Here is a 20,484-nt window from a genome sequence, read left to right on the forward strand (position 1 = left end):
ATTGGGGAATGAGGGGAAAGTATCTGATCTTTGCTAATGGAAACTTACCATATCCATCGTAAACAGCCCATATGCTGAGAAACTCCATTTTACGTCTCCTGGTGTTGTTCCTGCCCCTGGGCGCTCAGGCACAGGAACCGGTGCTGGCCTTTGTTTCAGACCAGCAGTATTCGAATATTGCCAATTTCTCCGGCGGCCTGGCCCGGGTACGTACCGACGCCAATCAGCTGTACGGATTTATTGACACCACTGGGAAACTGGCTATTCCTCTACAGTTCGATGAAGCAGAAAGCTTTCACGATGGCCTGGCAATTGTAGGTAAAACAACGAATGACACTATCCTGTATGGCTATATCAATCGTGCCGGCCAGCTCCAGGTACCTTACCAGTTCGACGAGGCAAAAGATTTCTCCGGCAACCGCGCCGCGGTGAGAAAGGATAATACCTGGTATTACATTGACCCATCTGGTAAGATGACGTTGGGCCAGGAGTTTGTGAGAATGGATACCGTTATCGACCAGGCCTACAATGGCGCTTTTGACCGGGTAGTAGCTGATCCCCGCTCTTTTCACAACGGGCGTTTGCTGGTCAGGAAAGACAGCTTGTTTGGATATGCAGATACCAGCGGCGTTTGGGTGATCCCTCCTGTATACCTTGCTGCGAGGGACTTTTCCGATGGTGTAGCCCTGGTGGCAACCGCAGCCCCTCCCCGGGATAGCATGAAAGGCAATGATGAGTTATCCGCTTTATATAACAGCCTGCCGGAAGGAACGCCGAACCTGAACTGGTCGGTGATAGACCTTTTGGGTAAGGTCGTTTTCAGCATCGATGCAGAAGAGGTAGGCGACTATGCAGATGGCCTGGCCCCTTTTTATAAAAATGGCGCCTGGGGCCTGATGAATAAAACCGGCAGACCAGTATTCATGCCACAGTTCCACGAAAAGCCCTACCGCTTTTCCGGTGGCCTGTCCGCAGTACAGGTAAATGGTACCGCCAGGGATAACAGTGACGGACACCTGTATATACTCGATACCACCGGTACCATCCGGGCCAAAGTACCGCTCTGCGATAATAATGGTAGCTGTATCTACGATTCACATGTAGCGTTTTCGGATGGACTGATCGCCGTAAAAAGGGGTGGCGTGATTTCCGGATGGGGATTTATGGATGCTACCGGGAAAATGGTAATAGCGCCTCAATATGAAGATGTAACTCCTTTCAGCGAAGGTAGGGCCGTGGCGGTCAACCGGGAAGGAGCTTTGTTAGTGATAAAAAAGCCTGATACGAAATGAGAAATTATGGAATGTTAACCCTGGCGCTCTGTATGAACGGCATCAACGCCTATGCACAGCAAGCGCCTGTCATCGCCGATTACCTCGGCGAGTTTGAGGGCCAGGAAGCGCCCATCATGATCCAGCACAAAAAACAGTACCTGCACAGCTCCGGCGCCGTAGTAACAGACAAAATGGTAAACTTCGGTTTTTACCGGTTAGTGGCCGGCGTGAAAAATAATGCCTACGGCGCTTTCAATGATGCCGGCAAAGTGATCGCCCCTTTCAGATACGATGAAGTGAACCTGGAGGCGGAAGAAGACAACGCCTACCCACAGCAAAACTACGCCGTGGTGATTGTCCGGGACCATGGTAGATATGGGGCAGTAGACTCCCTGGGAAAAGTGATTTGTCCGACTGTATATAACGAGATCGCTGTACTGGACCCCCATCTCCTGAAAATAAAAAAAGACGGGTTATGGGGCTGGGCAGACATGAAAACCGGGCAAGTACTACAGGCGCCGCAATACGACGAGGTGGATCAAAGTTACGTGCTGGAGGGCGCCGTACAAATCAGCAAAGGCCGCAAAGTAGGACTGGCGGCCGCTGATGGCCCTATCATTGTACCACTGGAATATGAAGGCTTCGATTACCTGGGCTACGAAGGAAGTCCCTTCTTCGGCTATACGAAACAGGGGAAAACCGGTATCATGCACAAAAATGGAACACCGGTAATCCCGGCTATCTATGATAAATGCAGCCATGGCCCTGGTCCGGATATTTTTGCCGTTACCCAACAGGATAAAACCGGCTTTGTGAATGCGGCCGGCAAACTCCTGCTTCCCCTGCAATATACCAATGTTGAATCGCTGGGCAATTTTGTGAAGGTAACAATGGGAAATAAAAAGGGAGTGGTGAACGCCGCCGGCCAGGAAATTATTCCTGCGCAATATGACGACATTAAATCTTTTGATGGAGGTGGATTGATTGCCGGTGTTGGACCAGTGAGAAATGCGTATAATGACCACGGTATGGCGCCATACTTTGCTGTTACCAGGGGCACAACAATGGGCTTGTTTGACAGCAAGGGTAAACAAATATTACCGGTTGCCTACACCGATATCAATGTAGTTATTTATCATAACCAGGCCTACATTGCTGTGCAACAAGCGGGTAAAACAGGCTTACTGGACAGCAGGGGCCAGACTGTGATACCTGTGGCTTATGAAGATATACCGGTGTTGTCCACCACTACCTATCTCTACAACGACGCCAATGCAGGAACCGATAAGGATGATTTCCTGCCCGTGGCGAACGATGGACGTATTGGTTTATTTAATATCGCTACCCGCAAGGAAATATTGCCGCCCAAATATGAAGGGATAGAATGGCAAAACAGCCAGCTGATGTCCCTGAGAAATGGCGACACAGCTTCACTGGCTACCCGCAACGGCGCCATTATCCGCGGTGGCAGGCAGTATGGCTTCTTTACTGCAGTAGATACCAACCGCATTGTGGAAAGGCGTTACGACAACAATGAATCAGTCTCCGTACTCACCGATATGGCCGGGAATGTCTTGTATACCAACACCTATTGGGAATTTAGAGATGACCAGGTTACCCGGCTACTAATGCCGGTCAACGCCAAAAGCGATCATCCGCATTTTGATAGTGGTCTGCTGAAAATATGGAACGCTTCCCGTAAAAATCTCTTTGTAGATACCAACGGAAAAGAAGTGGTGTTTGAAGGTTACAGTTTCGTGGGCGATTTTCACAATGGCCTGGCGCTGGCGGGAAGAGAGGGGACGCCAGACCAGGAGCTGTTCGGCATTATTAACCGGAACCGGGAAATCGTTTACCCGATGACGTTAGATGATATGGCTGCTTTTAACGACAGCCTGCTGATAGTTACCAAAGGCAAGCAGGTAGGCCTGATCCGGAAAGATGGCAGTACCTTTTTACCGTCGGTCTACGAAACCATCAGCGCCATTTACCAGGAACCATTGTTTAAAGTAACCAGCAAAGAAAAAGAAGGCCTGGTAGATGCCAACGGTAAGGTGATACTGCCGCCCGTATTTGATTATATCAGTTACCGGGAGAGAACCGGCTTGTTGGAGGTATCTAAAGATGGCAAGAAAGGTGTCGCGGACACCAGTGGCAAAATGCGCATTCCCGCTAAGTATGATGAGCTATACACCAACCGCCGGGGCGATGATAGCCTGTTTCCTATCCTGGTAAAAGAAGGGAAATGGTATTTCTACCTCGATGCAAATGGACAGGCTTTTCGTTATAAATCATTAAAGAGACAGTGATATGAAGATTAATCTATGGTTGATTAGCTGCCTGCTGCTCACCTGTCAGGCCAGGGCACAACAGGCTTCTATTTTCCAGCATGGTTTTGCCCGCGTTACCGACAACAATAAAACCTGGTATATCGATCGCAAAGGCGCAAAAGCCTTTGATGAGATCATCGGGTATTGGCACCCGGTAAGCGTTACAGCAGAAGGAAACCTGCAAACCAATGAAAAAGAACAAATGTTGCTGGTACGGCAGAATGGAAAAACCGGCGCCGTAACAGACCAGGGCGAATGGCTGCTGCCGCCGGTATATGACACAATAGCGTTGGAGTGGAAAGTCTACCTTGGCCTTTATAAAGATGGTAAAATGACCTATGCCGATACCCGTGGAAAGCTATTGCTACCCATGGCCTTTGACTCTGTAGGCATTCTCGATGATCATCACTTCGATGTGAAGGAAAAGGGTAAATGGGGCGTGTACGGCGTAGCCGAAAAGCAGCTCGTCATCCCGGCAACATACGACGCCTTCGATTACTGTGGCGGTTGTGGCAGTAAAAGTGATTACGTTTTTGCCGAAAAGAATGGTAAATGGGGAGTGCTTAATTTAAAAAATGAGGTGCTGGCGCCCTTCCAATACGAGCATGACCATTATATGATGCGCAGCGACAACTGGGTATTGTGTTTCAAAAAGAACCGGCAGGAGGTAGTACTTAACCTCGCTACCAAAAAGGAATATGCCGCTCCGGAGTACACACAAATGGATGTTATCGGCAACGGCATGCTGAAGGCAGAAAAGAATGGACACTATGGGCTCATCAACCCGGAAGGCAATGTTGTAGCCGATTTTAACTACGACGATATTTCCAGTCCTTACCCCGAATGGAACAATGGTCCTTATCTCCAGGTAACAAAAAATAAAAAGTCAGGTATCATCAGGGAAAATGGTCAGCCAGTATTACCGCTGATATATGATGGTGATATCATTTGTTACGGTAATTACTTCGTAGCACCGGTGAATGGCGATTATAACCTCCTGGATACTACCGGTAAGAAATTGCTGGCTGTTAATTACAATGAAATTACAGACTTCGAAAATCCTTCCCGGGAACAGCTTTTTAAGTTAAAGCAGAAAGCCGTATATGGATTTTATAACCCGGCTCTCCGCAAGCTGGTACCACCAGCATTTTTCGAGATCGATGATGCGCCGTGGCAGGGCTGCCTCACAGTATCTTACCAGGAGAAGAAAGGCGTATATAGCGCCGATGGGCGGATGTTGATCCCTATGGTTTATCAATCTCTAAACGCCTTAACATCCAGGTGGTGGACTGTGCAAAAATCGTCCGGCGTAGGTATCTGGGATGTCATGCAGCAACGGGAACTGGTACCAGCCACCTTCTATAACGTAGATCTGTTGCCGGGAGATAGCACCCTGCTATTGGCCACCAAACGCGACGTATATTCGAAAGGATTATACAACGGGAAGGGCCAGGTAGTATTGCCGTTGCGGTACTCCAGCATCACGGAAACAGGCAAGAACTTATACCTGTTGGTCAGCGACGCCAATAACAAAAGGAGTTATGCGATATTCAACAGCCGTACGCTGCAGCAAACACCACTGGCCTATGATGATGTAGACATAACAGGTCAGCAGGACCTACTGATTGTGACGAAGGGGAACAAAAAAGGACTGATTCATGCCACCGGCCAGGTAATACTGCCAGCCAACTATGAAGACATTCTTTACCTGAAGAACCAGGTCTTCAACCTCCAAACAGTGGGTGAGGATCAGACCATGGCGTATGGTTATGCTGACAGTACCGGTAAGATCATTGTACCGCCGGTGTATGCGTATTATGGCGGAGGCTATCCCGGGGTGGAAGATTCATTGTATCTCCCCATCACTAAACGGGGAAAGGAAGATGGACAAATGAGGTTTGGCCTGGTCGATTTCCAGGGAAGGGAAGTGCTGCCAGCTATCTACGACCGCATATTAAGGGAAGAAAACGGCCGGGGATTCCTGGTGGAGGTCAATCGCCAGTTTACGGTATTAAATGCCCACGCCCAGCCAGTCACTATCCAAACTTTTGATGACGTCATGATAGACCCCACCATGGCATATACAGCTACCGCTATTACCTACGATGGTCCCCTGTTATGCCGTAAAGGAGATACCTACCGGTACCTGCTGGCCGATGGCACCTTCCTGCCTTTGATAATAAAAGAAGTGATTCCATTTGAAGCGGATTCTGCGTACGGTATACCGGCGCTTTGATACCGGAAGAATAAAATGTCTACTTGATAATAATATGCCGCAAATCTCCGATGCCTCCGGGCAGCGGACTTGCGGCATATTACGGTGTCTGTGGAAAATGCTGGCAGGTATTTTCGTTGAAAGCGCCGTTTACCGGGTGATCATGGAAGCCATGCCAGCCGGTTAATTCAGACCATCGCCCATTCCCCCGAAGCCCGTAGTTCCAGGTGATGCGTCATACCGGTTTCTTTGATGAACATGTTATCATGTGATATCACGATCAATGTACCCTTGTAATCCGCAAAAATTTGCGTCAACACCTGGATATTATTAAGATCCAGGTTGTTGGTGGGCTCATCCAGCATAATCAGGTCTGGAGCGCGGTTTTGCAGTGTCATACAACAGAGCGATAACCGCAACATTTCACCTCCACTCAGTACAGCGCAGGATTTATCCCAGGTATCCGGGCCAAACAGGAAGTTGACCAGCGTAGCTTTGACCACGGGTGTGTCCAGCTTGCGCTCATTGAAAGCAAGCGCCTGGTCCAGCAGGCTTTTACTACGATCTACCAGGGAATAGTCCTGGTCCAGCAGCAGGCTCCTGGTATCTGCCCTGTACAGCTGTGTTGCTGGAACAACGAGATGCCCTAGTAACAGCCGCATTAGCGTGGACTTACCGCTGCCATTAGGCCCGGTAATGGACCATCGCTCGCCGCTTCTGATAGTGAAACTAAGCGGCGGCTGCCAGAGCATTTTATCCGGCGCCCAGGCATAGTTGAGCGAGGTGGCGGTCAGCAGTACTTTCCCGCGATGCAGCGAGGAATTTTCGAAGTATCCTTTCAGCATCCGTTGTACCTGTAGCAGTGCTGCAGCCTCTTTCCTGGCATCATGCAGCTCGCTCACTTTTTCGGCATGTACTTGCTGCAATTTGGCGGCGGAGGTTTCGCCGGCATTTCTCCGGGCATTCAGCAATATTTTCGGTAAACCTCCCTGTTGGCTGTTTTTCCGGGCGCGGGCATCGGCATGTTGCTTGCGTTCCAGGGCAATCTGCTGTTGCTTCTTTGCTTCTTTCAGCGTCTTTTCCTGGTGTGCCAGCTGCTGCTCTTTGGCGGCGGCTGCGATGGCCTTTTGTTCGGCGTAAAAATCATAGTTGCCGCCATATACGTTAATACCACTGACTTGCAGCTCCCAGATAGGATTACATAAGCGCAGCAGTTCCCGGTCGTGGCTCACCAGCAACAGGGTGCAATTGGTGGTGCTAACCCAGTCGTACAGTTGTTCCCGGGCGGCACGGTCCAGGTGGTTAGTAGGCTCATCCAGCAACACCACCTGCGGTTGAAAGATATCAATGCCCGAAAGAAACAGTCGCGTTTTCTGTCCCCCGCTCAAGGTTGACAGCAGCTGATCGGGACTGAGCGCCCCAATGCCCCATTTCTCAAAAGCTGTTTGATAGCGGGCTACAATGTCCCAGTCGTTTTCCAATAAATCATACAGCTCCTGGCGGGTATCGCCATTTTCAATGGCCTGCAATGCTTCCAGTAGAGGGGCAATGCCACAGGCAGCCGCTACAGACAGATGATCGAAGTGACCAAAATGCTGCGGTACATAATACAGGCGCTTACTAACATGGATAGTGCCGCTGTAGGCGGTTTCCTGCCCGGCAATAATGCGTAGTAAAGTCGATTTCCCTGCGCCATTATTCCCAACAATCGCTGCCTTTTCGTTTTTATGCAGTGAAAAGTGAATGTCCTGGAATAAGGGTTGGCCCGTAGGCAGTGTATAGCTGATATTTTGTGCGTGGATAAGCATGTGAAGTAGTCATGTTGAATAGGTCGGTAAAATAAATGTCCTGTGGCCAGGCAGCGTAGCAATGCTGCGGAAAATGTTGAAGTTTCATGTCAGTAAATTTTAGTGAAAAAATGCAGCGCATGTGGGTACATGCCGTATGTCTAAATCGATAAATAAATGGAAACAAAAAGAACACGCCGGATGGCATGTTAACAGGTGAAACCTGGTGTGTGTATGTGGGTTATGATCACATGAGAACGCAAAGGTAAAAAAAAATCTTAAATTTTAGGGTGATTTTTACCGGTTTACAGACACTAGTATATAAAACACCTGCTATGCACCACCAGCCCGCCATGCAGGTCGCACCCCATAGCGTATATACCTTCCCGTTAACAGTTTAAGAGATAACAGTAACCCCGGTTTTATTCATCGGAGATGAGTAAAACCGGGGTTACTGTTATCTTCCTGTATCCTGGCTAGCATGAATGCCGGAGATTTAGTAAATTCAATAGTGGAAACTACCATTGAATTATTATACGCAGCAACTAAAGATCCGTATTGTTATGAGACTAAGAGTAGCCAGGCATACGACTGATTTAAATAAAATGATTGCTTTTTACCAGGATGTACTGGGTTTCCGGCAACTGGGCGCCTTCCAGGACCATAGCTCCTATAATGGCGTATTCCTGGGACTTCCGGGCGAAAACTGGCACCTGGAATTTACCGTATCTCCCGATCATCCCCAGCACCATCCCGATGAAGACGACCTGCTGGTGTTGTACCCCGAAAGCAAAGAGGTTTTTACCAAAATGCTGAGCAAGGCCAGGAAAGCAGGGGCGGAGGAAGTGAAAGCCAAAAACCCCTACTGGAATAAACATGGTATTACTATCATTGACCCCGATGGGTTCCGCGTGGTACTGGTGATGGTACACTAGCTATTTCCAGCCGCCTCCCAAAGCCCGGTATAGAAATACGATGGCCTGCAACTGCTGCAGGTGGTCATTGATTTTACCTAATTGTGCCCCCAGCAGGCTTTGCTGGGCATTTAACACTTCTGTATAGTTGGCAAAGCCATACCTTACCAGTTCCTGCGTATATTCTACCGACAACTGCAGGTTCTGGAGCTGCAGCCGGCGGGAATTTGATTTTTCCTGGGCGGTCTGGTAGGAGTAAAGCGCATTGGATACTTCCTGGCCGGCGCCGAGTACCGCTGTGCGGAATCCTAGTACGGCCTGTTCCTGTTGCTCCTGCGCTATCTTCAACCTCGCTTTATTGAGTCCTCGGTTAAAAATGGGCTGGGTAAGTCCGGCCGTCAGGTTGCTGAGCCAGGACCCTGGTCCGGTCAGCGAAAGATAGGTGGTATATCCACCCGATGCGGAGATATTGAGTGCCGGGTAAAAATAGGTCCGGGCAACATTGGTTTGTTCAAAGTAATACCGCAGGTTATATTCGGCCGCCTGTACATCCGGGCGGTTGGCCAGCAATTGCGTTGGTACTCCTGTTTTCAGCAGCATAATGGGTTGCTGTGCATCAAGGGTACTGCGGGCAATAGGACCAGATATACGGCCCAGCAACAAGTTAATCTCGTTTTCGGTTTGCCGGATAGATTGTTTCAAATCTGGGATGGTCACCTCAGCAGCATAGCGACTGGCCTCACTTTGCACCACTGCTGCTCCCGTTACCACATCTGCTTTTTTCAGTTCCTTCATCACTTCCACGGTGGCCTGCCAGTTGACAACGGTTTGCTGGGTAATATGGAGTTGCTGATCCAGTGCCAGCAGGTTGTAGTAGTTGTTGGCAATATTTGCTATCAGGGCTGTTTGCACCGCCTGCGCATTGGCGTTGGCCTGTAACCACGATGCGAGGTAAGCACGTTTGGTACTGCGCAATTTGCCCCAGATATCAGCTTCCCAGTTGGCGGTGAGCTCAGCGCCCAGCTGCCTGGGGATTACACTTCTACCAGTATTGGCTTGATTGGAAGCTCCCGCCAGTATAGCGCTGGCATCGCCATTTATGGCAGGATAGAGCGCCTGCCGGCTTTGCGAATAACTGGCCTGCGCCTGGCGTACCCGCGACCAGGCTACCTGTAAGTCCAGGTTGTGTTGAATGCCTTCTTCCAGCAGTTGCTGTAACAGGGTATCGGTAAAAATCTCTTTCCAATGCAGCGTCGCAATGGTGTTGGTATCGGTGGTATTTATATCGCGGTATAGCTGGGTATCATTGATACCCGGCGACCGGTAAGGTTTGGTAATATGACAGGAGGCCAGTCCTCCGGCCAATAAGCTGATGATAATAATAATTTGTCTGACACGCCAATTCATGAGCTGATATTTTGATCCGCATACAGCGGGCATAATGTTAAAAGAACTATTCTCCCAGGGCGCCCTCATCTTCTTTGGGCGCACGTTTTACCTTTTCCTGTAAGGTTTGGAAGATGATAAACAAAGCGGGGGTAATAAATACCCCGAACAGGGTACCGACCAGCATCCCGCCTACAGCGCCCGTTCCAATGGAGCGGTTGCCATTGGCGCCCGCACCGCTGGCCACCATCAGGGGCACCAGGCCCAGGATGAAGGCAAAAGAGGTCATCAGGATGGGGCGTAGCCGTGCTTTGGCCCCATCTGCAGCAGCTTCGGCAATGCTCATCCCCTGACGCCTTCGTTCAACGGCATATTCCACGATCAGGATCGCATTTTTGGCCAGCAACCCAATCAGCATAATCAGCGTGATCTGCACGTAAATATTATTACTGATACCAAAGAGGTAGGCAAACAGGAAAGCCCCGAAAATACCCACCGGTACGGCCAGCAGGATCGCAAAAGGCAACAGGTAACTTTCATACTGGGCACTCAGCAACAGGTACACGAATATGAGCGACAGTAAAAAGATGTAAATCGTTTGACTGCCGCTGGCAAGTTCCTCCCGCGTAATACCGGAAAACTCGAAACCAAAGCCGGGCGGCAGTGTTTCTGCGGCTGACTGGTCTACCGCCGCAATAGCCTGCCCTGAGCTGTAACCAATATTGGGCGTGCCCGTGATGCTGATAGAGTTGAAAAGGTTGAAACGGGTAATCGCCTGCGGACCGTAGGTTTGCGTCAGTGTTACAAACTCGGTGACCGGCACCATCGCGCCATCCGGTGTGCGCACAAACACGGCATTTAAGCTCTCCGGCGTCATACGGTATTCTGGTGAAGCCTGCACCATCACCCGGTATTGCTGCCCAAATTCATTGAAATTAGACGCATACACACCTCCGAAATACCCTTGCATGGCATTGGTGATGTCGGTTACATTGAGCCCTGCATCCTTTATCTTGGGCACGTTCACATTCATCAGGTATTGCGGGAAGTTAGGATTGAAGGAGGTGGTGGCAAACTGTATTTCCGGGCGCTGTGTGAGTACGCTCAGGAAGTCCTGGCTCACTTTATAGAAGTGGGCAATATCACCGCCTGTTTTATCCTGCAACTGGAAAGTAAAACCGCTGGAGGCGCCAAAGCCCTGTATGGTGGCGGGCGCAAAGTATTTCACTTCCGCTTCCGTAATATCGGTCGACTTACGATTCAACTCTTTGATGATCTGCTGTATGGTGCGGGTGCGTTGACTCCAGGGAATTAGCCGCATAACCACCATCGCATAGTTGCTGCCACTGCCGGATAGCTGACCGCGGCCGGTCACCGCCAGCACATTATTGATTTCCGGGATGGTGCCGGCCAGTTTCTCCACCTTCCGGGCTACCACGTCGGTACGTTGCAGCGATGCATCCGGCGGCAGGGTAATATTACAATTGATAGTACCCAGGTCTTCCTCCGGTACAAAAGACGTAGGCGTTACACTGGCAATCACAAATAAGCCTACGCAAAACAATGCCAGCACCGACATAGGGATCCAGATACGCTTGCCAAAGAAGCGCAGGATATGCGTATAGCGGTTGGTCATTTTCTCAAAGGCCACGTTGAATGACCGGTAAAACCGTTGCAGGAAATTCAATTTCGTAGGGGCGTCGTGGTGAGGACGCAGAAACAGCGCACATAACACAGGGCTCAGCGTCAATGCGTTGATAGCCGACAACACGATAGCGATAGCCAGCGTAAGCCCGAACTGCCGGTAGAAAACACCGGACGAGCCGCCGATGAAGCTCACCGGGATAAATACGGCAGACATTACCAGGGTAATGGAAATGATAGCGCCGGATATTTCGTTGAGTGCGTCGATACTGGCTTTGCGGGCCGATTTATAACCCGTGTCCAGCCTGGCATGTACGGCTTCTACAATTACAATGGCGTCATCTACCACGATACCGATCGCCAGGATCAGGGCAAAAAGGGTTAACAGGTTAATGGTGAAACCAAACAGTTTGAGAAAAAAGAAGGTGCCTACAATGGCTACCGGTACGGAGATAGCGGGTATCAGCGTGGAACGGAAATCCTGGAGGAAAAGAAAAACGACGAGGAATACCAGTATAAACGCTTCAAACAGCGTATGGATCACTTTGTCGATCGATGCCGTTAAAAAGTCGTCTACGTTTTGCAGCACCACATATTTAACGCCTTTCGGGAATGATTTAGAGGCGTCGTCCATCACTTTCAGCGTTTGTTCGATCACATCACGGGCGTTGGAACCGGCTACCTGCGCTACGCTGATAGACACGGCGGGATAGCCGTTGGTACGGGTGCTGTTGAAATAACTAAGCGCGCCCAGCTCAATGCGGGCCACGTCTTTTAGCCGTAGTAAGCGGCTGCGCAGGTTAGACCGCAACACGATGTTACCAAACTGGGTGGTATCTACCAGGGTACCGGGATATTTGATAACATACTGGAACGCCTGGCCACCGCGCTCCCCGAACTGCCCGGGCGCTGCCTGGATATTTTGTTCCGCCAGCGCGGCTGTGATGTCGGCCGGCACCAGTCCGTAAGAAGCCATGGCCTGGGTGTTGAGCCAGATACGCATGGAATAGTCCATAGAACCGGAGGCAGACGCATCGCCCACTCCCTGGATACGTTTGATAACCGGCACAATGTTGATGTCGACATAATTTTGCAGGAAGGTCTGGTCAAACGAAGGGTTGGTACTATATACCGAGAAGATGAGCAGGTTACTGGTTTGTTTTTTCTGTACGGTAACGCCGGCACGGGTCACCTCCTGTGGCAGCAACGGCGTGGCGCGGGCCACCGCATTCTGTACGTTCACTGCGGCCATGTTGGGGTCGCTGCCTATTTTGAAACTAACGGTTATATTGGCGGAACCATCATTCCCGGCGGTAGACGTGATATAGTCCATATTCTCTACGCCATTGATCTGTTGTTCCAGCGGTACTACCACACTTTTAAGTACTACATCTGCATTGGCGCCACTATAGCTCGTTTGCACCTGTATGGTAGGTGGCGCAATATCAGGGTACTGGGAAATAGGCAGCGATACCAATCCCAGGATACCGAGAGTGACAATGATAATGGATACCACAGTGGATAATACCGGCCGTTCTATAAATCTTCTTAACATGACATTGTTTTAATGGATCAATCAGGGCACTCACAAGCTCTTATACAGGCTGTCTGCATTTACCATCCGTGGTTGGATCACCAGGTCTTCCCGGAGGTTGCTGATACCATCTACCACTATTTTATCGCCGGCTTTTACGCCCTGTTGTACCACAAAGGATTGCCCGGCAGCGCTGGCATTGGATCCTATGTCAACCGATCTGACTTTGTTGTCTGCATCTACCACATATACAAATAATTTACCCTGTATCTGGTAGGTGGCTTTTTGCGGTACCAGCAAGGCGGTATCTATGGTGCGCGGTACCCGTACAATGGCGCTGCTACCACTGCGTACCAGTCCATCGGGATTATCAAAAGTGGCCCTCATATTGATGGCGCCGGTTTGCGGGTTAATTAAGCCGCTGGCAGTTTCTACCCGGCCCTTACGGGGGAGTATAATGCCGTTGGCCAGCACCAGGGTCACCGGTGGCAGGGTAGCCAGCTTTTCCTGCATGGTGGCCCCTTTGGAAGCCAGGAAGAAGTCGAGTCCCTGTCTTTCATTGATGGAAAAATAAGCGTAGATCTGGGTGATATCGGAAACAGTCGTCAGCGGGTTGGCCGTGGTGCTGCTTACCAGGCTTCCTATTTTATAAGGCAATAAACCTACTACGCCATCGGCGGGACTGGTGATCAGGGTATAGCTTAAATTGGTTTTCGCGTTGTTGAGCGCCGCCTGGGCCTGGGCCAGTGCGGCCTGTTTGGATTGGAGGGTATAGGCGGCGGATTCCAGTTCATACGCACTCACAATATCTTTTTCCACCAGCGGCTTTACCTTGTTAACCTGCATCTGGGCAGCGTTTACGTCGGCCACCGCTATTTTGATATTCGCTTCGGCTGTATTCACGTTTTGTTCATACTGGGGTGCATTGATTTTAAATAAGAGCTGTCCCTTTTTAACGGTAGCTCCTTCATCAATATAAATAGCCTCTACGTATCCATCTATTTTCGGCCGGATTTCAATATTCTGTATCCCCATAATGGTAGCCGGGTAATCGGAGTTGATGACCGCATTTTGCGGTGCTAGGGTAATGACCGGGTAGGGCTTGATGACCGCATTTTTACTGCCACCTTTGTTGTTTTTACAGGCGCCTAATATCAGGAGGAGAATGAAGGCGGTTACAGACTTACGCATGACGGTTCGTTTAATGAAATCCATTCGTTTATATTTTACAGCGACAGTGAGGACCGGCTACCGGGAAAGTATCCGGCAATACAGACACCCGACAGGTATTAAGAGTAACTATCTGTTTTATCGTATTGTTCAAAAACAATCAATAATTATTCGTTATACGGCGATGGCAGCATTGGTCACCTGCTTTCCAGTACAAAAATGTAACGGCTTTCTGTCGCAAAACTGGAGTTAGTTAGACCGGCGTAACCAGGGGGAGTTTATTGTACCAACCGTTAAACACTGTTAAAGTGGGAAGGGTAGTGGGAGAGAAGAGAAAAATAGATGGCTGATATATCCGTATACGTTGTAAAAAGGTTAGGATACTGGACGACCCTAACCGACCGCGTAAAGATACCTGTATTCCCGCATTACGGGGAGGGCCGGCAAGACATTTACAGGGGCAAATTGCGACATCCGTTTATTCCCATTTAAACAGCTTCACCGAAAGCACCGCGATAATAATAGCCCATACGAGCAAGCCGGCCAACTGTACCGGTATTTGCCAGATATGCAATCCTTCGAAGGCAATTTTGCGTAACCCGTCTACAAAAAAAGTTAAGGGCAGCATTTCGCAAAAAGACCGCAACCAAACGGGGTAGTTATCAATAGGGAAAAATAATCCGCACAACAATATTTGCGGTACAGTCAGCGTATTGGCTACCGGCGCTATAGAGCTCTCATTGCGGATCAGCCCACTGATCATAAAACCAATGCCCATAAAGATCACAAGTCCAAATACCGACAACAACAACATTTCCAGGAACGTAAAAATGCCATTTACCAGGGTAAAGTGAAAAGCGAAATATCCCAGGGCAGTGATAATAATAAAACAGATCACCTGGAACAACAGGCGGCTGATCATCTCTCCCAACAGTAAAAAAGAACCTTTGATAGGGGTCACATAAATACGTTTTAGCACCAATGTGTGCCGTAAATTAAATAGCAGGAAGGCCGATCCAAACACACCGGCCATCAATAGCGAGAAGCCGAGTTGTCCGGGCAAAATAAAATCGATCTGCCGGTACACCCTTCCCGGAACATGTACCATACGTACGCTGGCAGCTACCGGCTGATCCGGTAACGTTTCACGGTTTACCCGGGTCGCCACTTCCTGTAGGGCTGCCTGTACCAGCGGCAGTTTGTCGGCCACAGCGCTGCTTCCCAGCAGGTCGGTATGAAACTGGGGAGCGCCGTTTATGACCACCGGTGGATGCAGGTATAAAATGCCGGCGATCCTTCCCTTTTTTAAATCCGCCAGCATGGCAGCGGAGTCTTTTCCCTGGCTGAGGTCAAATATTTTTACCTGCCGGATGGCGGTATACATGGGATTGCTGGTATCGCTGTGTGGCGACAATACTATCTTCACTTTTACCGCTGTATTGTCGACCATGGCGCCGAATACTGTCACGAAAATGATAGGGAATAACAGGGCAAACACTACAGAGGTAGGGCTGCGCAAGGTGGCGATCAAACTGGCCCTGGACAGTACCAGCGCCGCTTTTAACTGACTATATTTTTTAGACATACACGAGTTTACCAGATAAAAGGTAATAAAGCTTTGCGGTTAGCCGGATAACCAGGAAACTGTGCCTGGTACCAGCGATGGTTCGACAGCGCCCGGGGCACCAGGTTGGCCAGCGTCCAGGTAAAAAATGCCAACCCCGGCAAACTCCAGGTGAGCAGGGCATAACCACCCCATTCCAGGATTTCACCTGCCAGGTTAGGCGAAGAAATATATTTGAAAAGCCCTACCTGTGGCAGCTTATAGCCGGTGTCGTACTTTTGCCGCAGGTGAATCAGGTAATAGTCTGATCGCCAGTTGATAAACATCCCGGTGAAGAATAATATCAACCCTGCAATAAATGCGGGGCTGCTGTACCAGCTGTCCGCATAATGTCCAAACGCCGCAAACCAGATGCCTAACAGAGAGCCGTTGATCGCATTAAACAGCATGGCTGACAGCATAATAATGACCGGCATTTTTTTCCCGCGGGTACGTATCATCAACGGATATACGAAACTGCGATGCAGGTAATGCAGCAGGAACAGCCCCACCATTACACCGGCGGGACTACGCCAGTGGAGAGTACCGTAGGGAAGCCAGGCCAGGAAAGATACCAATACCGTTGCCTCCATCAGCATCCAGCCGGTTTTATTGTCGATCATCGGGCCCCATTGTTCATTACTATACCGGCCATAGGGCGCCTCCCGGCGCAGCAGGTACAGGCCCGAGCCAATCCCGGTGATAGCCCAGCAAAGGATAAATAGCTGGTAGTAATGGAATGATAAGTAGTCTATCATGGGAGTATACCGGTTTGTTTGAACCAATCAATTGTGTCTTGTAAAGTAGTAATAAATGCGCGGGGCGTAAATTGCAGCTCCGCAGTGGCCGCCGCATGATCAATCTTCCGGTTACTGTAAATGAGATTGTAGACCGACTGCCGCGTATAAAAAGGCGGTCCACCACTGATGGTAGCCAGCAGGCGCACCAGCGGCAGCATGCCGAATATCAGCCATAGCGGCAATACCGGCCGGGAAATGGAACGGCCCCTGATCCGGGAGGTTTCCTGTTGCAGGGTTACCAACGATACCCATTGTCCGCTCAACAGGTACACCCTGCCGGTAGCGCCCATGGTAAGGGCATTGACAACAGCACCGGCAACATCGCGTACGTCCACAAAGTCCACCCCGCCGGGAAACAACGCCGGGATCCTGCCCCGGTACATATTAACAACGGCCTTGCCAATCAGGGAGGGCTGCCGGTCGTAGGGGCCCATTACTGCCGTAGGCGCCAGCACCGTTACTTCCATGTCCCGGCCATGATGTTCCAGGGCAATGGCTTGCGACAGGGCCTTGGAATAGTCGTAGCCATGCCGGGCAGTGGTAGCGCCGCGCTGCTCATTCATGGGCTCGTTGTAGGGAGCCTGTTGAAAGGCGGTAACGGAACTAAGGTGAATAAAACGCTTTACGCCCGCAGCCCGGGCAGCAGCCGCCAGCAGGCGGGTGCCCTCCGTATTGGTATGAACCAGTGTTTCATCGGGCTGGTCATCGACCGATATCATGGCAGCCAGGTGTATCACAGCGTCGACGCCGGCAACCAATTGGTTGATCGCCGCGTCATCTAACAGATGTCCATGTACGAAGGTGATGCCCGGATCAGCCGACGCCGTGGGAGGTTTACGGGTGAGTAACCGCAGGGTATGGTTGCGGGAACGTAATAGGGGGATCAATGCCGAGCCGATGTATCCGGATGCGCCTGTGATCGCAATTCTCATCTTGTAAAAATATAATTCACCTGTAAAAGATAAGCGAAATTGATAGCAATGACAATTTGTATATATTTGTTTGGAATTGAGAATGTACTGAGCTCCTATAGCCGAAGAATCCATGAAATCAAAAGCTTATAAGCCACATCCGGCGTTGCAGGCCCTGGTGAATTGTATTAGTATTTACGAGGTGGATTTTACTGAAAGCACCTCCTTAACCAACACTTACCGGTTTGTCCCTGCTTATCAACGTTATATTATTTTTTACCTGGAAGATCCTATCAAGGTATTAAAACCCGGTAACGAGGGATTCGTGGCCAAAGCCGCCTGCGTTACCATCGGTCCGCAGGAGCAGGCCGTTACCCTCGACATGGGACAAAAACACCTGGCCCTTTGTGTAGCCTTTCAACCCGGCGGTTTGCACCGGCTGTTGAAAATCCCCATGTCCGAGATGTACGAACAGGATTTCGATACCAGCCTCTTATTGGGAAATGAGATCGGGGAGATTACAGAAAGGTTGAAAGAGGCCGATGACTGGGATCACATGATCAGTATTATCGAGTTTTATCTCCTGAGAAAGGTGGAAAAACTGAAACCCCTGTTACCGGTAGATTTGGCCATGGAAGCCCTGGTAAGCAGCGGCGGCGCCCTGTCTATGGATAAGCTGGCATCGGAAGCCTGCCTTAGCCTGCGCCAGTTCGAACGAAAATGTACGGAACGCCTGGGCATGCCGCCTAAACAGTATTCCCGCCTGATACGGTTCTGTAAGGCCTACCAGCTGAAAGAAATGTTCCCCGACAAAACATGGACGGAAATAGCGTATAAAAGTGGTTACTACGACCAGATGCACTTTATCAGGGACTTTAAAAAATTTGCTGGCATTACGCCCTCTTTTATCAATGAAGAAGAACTTCAAACCACTATTCGATTACATACCATCATGAAGTAAAAGCGAAAATGTCGTTTTTGTACTATGAAGAGGCTGCTTCTCACGATAATTTTGTAGCCGTAATCAGTACATGACTTGTCTTCGCCAGCTACCTTACAGCAAACAGCGGCTATGTTTGCAGGAGTACCATGCCAGAAAGATATTCATTTGAAAGAAATGGAGAGGGATCATGTTGTCTTAAAACAGTCTTAAAAATTGTGTTAACATACCATCTGCACCTGAAAAAGGAACGCCATTCTAAAATCGGGTAGAAGCATCATCCATAGTAGGTTGCCCCAAACCTTATCCAACCGGTTTACCTGCTGGTATTGGCAGCCAGCCGGCGACCAAGGTGAAAAGCACTGGTATTACCTACACTGTATGCTGTACTGTAAAATGTTTACCAGCTTATCAACCAAATTTTCTACAGCTTTACCCGGGTAAGTTATTTATTTATCCCTGTATGTGCTACCCACATCCATGGCCGCATTTCATGGCTTATATACTTATGGATAGATGTCAAAAGGCGTCTATCCATAAGTATATATTCTACTTTTAGCAGAAAATATCACCGATAATTATTACACTTGCAAAAATTGATAGGCCATTATGTTAGGCAAGTTTTTTCCTGCAGGATTGTTCTGTGTTTGCTATACCATGTCCGTAACCGCCAATACCGTCGATTCTATCCCCGCCACGGTGGCCGATAATACAGGACTGGAGCTGGTATCCAGGCAATTTGCGTTTACAGAAGGTCCGGCAGCTGATAGAAAAGGCAATGTTTATTTTACCGACCAGCCGGATAATACAATATGGAAATATGATACTGCCGGCAACCTATCCATTTTTATGGGCCCCTGCGGGCGTTCCAATGGCATGTATTTCGACCGGCAGGGCAACCTGGTTACCTGCGCCGACGAGAAAAACCAACTCTGGTCCATTTCTCCCCAGGGAAAAGTAACGGTATTGGTCAGCGATTTTGAAGGACATCGGCTCAATGGCCCCAACGACGTTTGGATAGCGCCTAATGGCGGGATTTACTTTACAGATCCCTATTATCAGCGCGACTACTGGACCCGCACCCAACCGGATATAAAGGAGGAAAGGGTATACTACCTGGCGCCCGGCGCTAAAAAGCCGGTGGCGTTGCAGACCAATGTTACAAAGCCCAATGGCGTGATCGGCACCCACGACGGCAAAACTTTATATATCGCCGATATTGGTGCCAGTAAGGTGTATCGTTACCATATTGAAAAAAACGGGAGCCTGTCTAATCAAACACTGGTATCCGGTAAAACTGTCGATGGATTTGCAATAGATGCCCATGGAAATGTATACATGTGCGGAAACGGCATCACCGTAATAGACAAAGAAGGAAAGGAAATAGGGGTGATTACCGTGCCGGAAGACTGGACAGCCAACGCCTGTTTCGGTGGAAAAAATAAAAATGTACTATTTATTACCGCCGGTGCCGGATTTTATAAATTACGCATGAAAGTGATAGGAGGGGAATAGTCGGGGTTTATTCTCCCGGAAATTGTAATATTGCGGCTGAAACTAAAATTACTATTTATGTCAGTGGCGATGGACATTATGCGAGCATTGGACCCCGCGGGATTGGAACGGTTTAAAATCAACCTCGATAAGCCGGAACAACCGGAAAAGATAGGAGAAGTATGGACACTGAAAGTGGTGCCCTTTGAGCAGACTACCGATGCCAGGAAAGCATTCAATCAACTCTTCGACAATAACCGCACCGCCAAATCCTGGGTGGTGGAAAGCAAGGCGGAGGCGATTGCAGTAGTACAGGAGCTATACCTGCAATATGCTGATAAATTGCCCCAGCCTTTTGACGAAGCCCGTCTCAATATTGACCAATACCCACCCAACGGACGCTATTCTATCCTGATCCATATTAAAGATATCTGGGAATAAGCCGGGTATGCTTATGGAAATTTCCCGGTGTTGCATCTCTA

At 49.5% G+C, this 20,484-nt stretch carries 15 protein-coding genes; 8 read left to right on the plus strand and 7 right to left on the minus strand.

Going from position 1 to position 20,484, the window contains the following annotated elements:
- Positions 1–71: 71 nt before the first annotated feature.
- The 4 genes from HGH91_RS02575 to HGH91_RS31375 are packed head-to-tail and all read left to right on the plus strand — an operon-like array spanning position 72 to position 6,006.
- A complete protein-coding gene (locus tag HGH91_RS02575) occupies positions 72–1,292 on the plus strand; it encodes a WG repeat-containing protein (protein ID WP_168736886.1) in 1,221 nt (406 codons plus the stop codon).
- On the plus strand, positions 1,289–3,583 hold the full coding sequence (locus HGH91_RS02580; protein WP_168736887.1) for a WG repeat-containing protein: 2,295 nt from the start codon (positions 1,289–1,291) through the stop codon (positions 3,581–3,583). The genes HGH91_RS02575 and HGH91_RS02580 overlap by 4 nt, the downstream gene beginning before the upstream one ends.
- Before the next feature lies 1 nt (position 3,584).
- A complete protein-coding gene (locus tag HGH91_RS02585) occupies positions 3,585–5,840 on the plus strand; it encodes a WG repeat-containing protein (protein ID WP_168736888.1) in 2,256 nt (751 codons plus the stop codon).
- A 34-nt stretch (positions 5,841–5,874) separates the two neighbouring features.
- Positions 5,875–6,006: a hypothetical protein gene (locus tag HGH91_RS31375; RefSeq protein WP_262888285.1), complete on the plus strand. Its 132-nt coding sequence runs from the start codon at positions 5,875–5,877 to the stop codon at positions 6,004–6,006.
- Position 6,007: 1 nt separating this feature from the next.
- On the opposite strand, the gene HGH91_RS02590 is transcribed toward HGH91_RS31375, so the two are convergent.
- A complete protein-coding gene (locus HGH91_RS02590; RefSeq protein ID WP_168736889.1) occupies positions 6,008–7,627 on the minus strand; it encodes an ABC-F family ATP-binding cassette domain-containing protein in 1,620 nt (539 codons plus the stop codon).
- A 542-nt stretch (positions 7,628–8,169) separates the two neighbouring features.
- Here HGH91_RS02590 and HGH91_RS02595 point away from each other — a divergent pair.
- Positions 8,170–8,541 carry a VOC family protein gene (locus HGH91_RS02595; RefSeq protein ID WP_168736890.1) on the plus strand — a complete coding sequence of 124 codons (372 nt, stop codon included), beginning with the start codon at positions 8,170–8,172 and terminating at the stop codon, positions 8,539–8,541.
- Here HGH91_RS02595 and HGH91_RS02600 read toward each other — a convergent pair whose 3' ends face one another.
- The 6 genes from HGH91_RS02600 to HGH91_RS02625 all read right to left on the minus strand — a co-directional run bounded on the left by HGH91_RS02600 (position 8,542) and on the right by HGH91_RS02625 (position 17,589).
- Positions 8,542–9,927, minus strand: a complete 1,386-nt coding sequence (locus HGH91_RS02600; protein WP_168736891.1) for an efflux transporter outer membrane subunit — start codon at positions 9,925–9,927, stop codon at positions 8,542–8,544.
- Between the two features lie 46 nt (positions 9,928–9,973).
- Positions 9,974–13,105: an efflux RND transporter permease subunit gene (locus tag HGH91_RS02605; RefSeq protein WP_168736892.1), complete on the minus strand. Its 3,132-nt coding sequence runs from the start codon at positions 13,103–13,105 to the stop codon at positions 9,974–9,976.
- 30 nt (positions 13,106–13,135) lie between these two features.
- Complete coding sequence (locus tag HGH91_RS02610; protein ID WP_168736893.1) at positions 13,136–14,275, minus strand: efflux RND transporter periplasmic adaptor subunit; 1,140 nt, start codon at positions 14,273–14,275, stop codon at positions 13,136–13,138.
- A gap of 457 nt (positions 14,276–14,732) precedes the next feature.
- On the minus strand, positions 14,733–15,839 hold the full coding sequence (locus HGH91_RS02615; RefSeq protein ID WP_168736894.1) for an ABC transporter permease: 1,107 nt from the start codon (positions 15,837–15,839) through the stop codon (positions 14,733–14,735).
- Positions 15,840–15,847: 8 nt separating this feature from the next.
- Positions 15,848–16,615 carry a DUF1295 domain-containing protein gene (locus HGH91_RS02620; protein WP_168736895.1) on the minus strand — a complete coding sequence of 256 codons (768 nt, stop codon included), beginning with the start codon at positions 16,613–16,615 and terminating at the stop codon, positions 15,848–15,850.
- Positions 16,612–17,589 (minus strand): NAD-dependent epimerase/dehydratase family protein, encoded by a 978-nt coding sequence (locus tag HGH91_RS02625; RefSeq protein ID WP_168736896.1) that lies wholly within the window; start codon positions 17,587–17,589, stop codon positions 16,612–16,614. The genes HGH91_RS02620 and HGH91_RS02625 overlap by 4 nt, the downstream gene beginning before the upstream one ends.
- A gap of 112 nt (positions 17,590–17,701) precedes the next feature.
- On the opposite strand from HGH91_RS02625, the gene HGH91_RS02630 reads away from it, so the two are divergent.
- The 3 genes from HGH91_RS02630 to HGH91_RS02640 all read left to right on the plus strand — a co-directional run bounded on the left by HGH91_RS02630 (position 17,702) and on the right by HGH91_RS02640 (position 20,443).
- Positions 17,702–18,529 carry an AraC family transcriptional regulator gene (locus HGH91_RS02630; RefSeq protein ID WP_168736897.1) on the plus strand — a complete coding sequence of 276 codons (828 nt, stop codon included), beginning with the start codon at positions 17,702–17,704 and terminating at the stop codon, positions 18,527–18,529.
- 588 nt (positions 18,530–19,117) lie between these two features.
- A complete protein-coding gene (locus HGH91_RS02635; protein WP_168736898.1) occupies positions 19,118–20,023 on the plus strand; it encodes an SMP-30/gluconolactonase/LRE family protein in 906 nt (301 codons plus the stop codon).
- Positions 20,024–20,080: 57 nt separating this feature from the next.
- On the plus strand, positions 20,081–20,443 hold the full coding sequence (locus HGH91_RS02640) for a hypothetical protein (RefSeq protein WP_168736899.1): 363 nt from the start codon (positions 20,081–20,083) through the stop codon (positions 20,441–20,443).
- The last annotated feature ends 41 nt before the right edge of the window (positions 20,444–20,484 follow it).

The organism is Chitinophaga eiseniae, assembly GCF_012641265.1.
GTDB classification, from domain to species: domain Bacteria; phylum Bacteroidota; class Bacteroidia; order Chitinophagales; family Chitinophagaceae; genus Chitinophaga; species Chitinophaga eiseniae_A.

Coding starts and splice junctions, on each gene's coding strand:
- HGH91_RS02635 (WP_168736898.1), top strand. CDS start 19,118: ATGTTAGGCAAGTTTTTTCCTGCAGGATTGTTCTGTGTTTGCTATACC.
- HGH91_RS02615 (WP_168736894.1), bottom strand. CDS start 15,839: ATGTCTAAAAAATATAGTCAGTTAAAAGCGGCGCTGGTACTGTCCAGG.
- HGH91_RS02640 (WP_168736899.1), top strand. CDS start 20,081: ATGTCAGTGGCGATGGACATTATGCGAGCATTGGACCCCGCGGGATTG.
- HGH91_RS02585 (WP_168736888.1), top strand. CDS start 3,585: ATGAAGATTAATCTATGGTTGATTAGCTGCCTGCTGCTCACCTGTCAG.
- HGH91_RS02610 (WP_168736893.1), bottom strand. CDS start 14,275: ATGCGTAAGTCTGTAACCGCCTTCATTCTCCTCCTGATATTAGGCGCC.
- HGH91_RS02600 (WP_168736891.1), bottom strand. CDS start 9,927: ATGAATTGGCGTGTCAGACAAATTATTATTATCATCAGCTTATTGGCC.
- HGH91_RS02575 (WP_168736886.1), top strand. CDS start 72: ATGCTGAGAAACTCCATTTTACGTCTCCTGGTGTTGTTCCTGCCCCTG.
- HGH91_RS02605 (WP_168736892.1), bottom strand. CDS start 13,105: ATGTTAAGAAGATTTATAGAACGGCCGGTATTATCCACTGTGGTATCC.
- HGH91_RS02625 (WP_168736896.1), bottom strand. CDS start 17,589: ATGAGAATTGCGATCACAGGCGCATCCGGATACATCGGCTCGGCATTG.
- HGH91_RS02620 (WP_168736895.1), bottom strand. CDS start 16,615: ATGATAGACTACTTATCATTCCATTACTACCAGCTATTTATCCTTTGC.
- HGH91_RS02630 (WP_168736897.1), top strand. CDS start 17,702: ATGAAATCAAAAGCTTATAAGCCACATCCGGCGTTGCAGGCCCTGGTG.
- HGH91_RS02590 (WP_168736889.1), bottom strand. CDS start 7,627: ATGCTTATCCACGCACAAAATATCAGCTATACACTGCCTACGGGCCAA.
- HGH91_RS02580 (WP_168736887.1), top strand. CDS start 1,289: ATGAGAAATTATGGAATGTTAACCCTGGCGCTCTGTATGAACGGCATC.
- HGH91_RS02595 (WP_168736890.1), top strand. CDS start 8,170: ATGAGACTAAGAGTAGCCAGGCATACGACTGATTTAAATAAAATGATT.
- HGH91_RS31375 (WP_262888285.1), top strand. CDS start 5,875: ATGCCGCAAATCTCCGATGCCTCCGGGCAGCGGACTTGCGGCATATTA.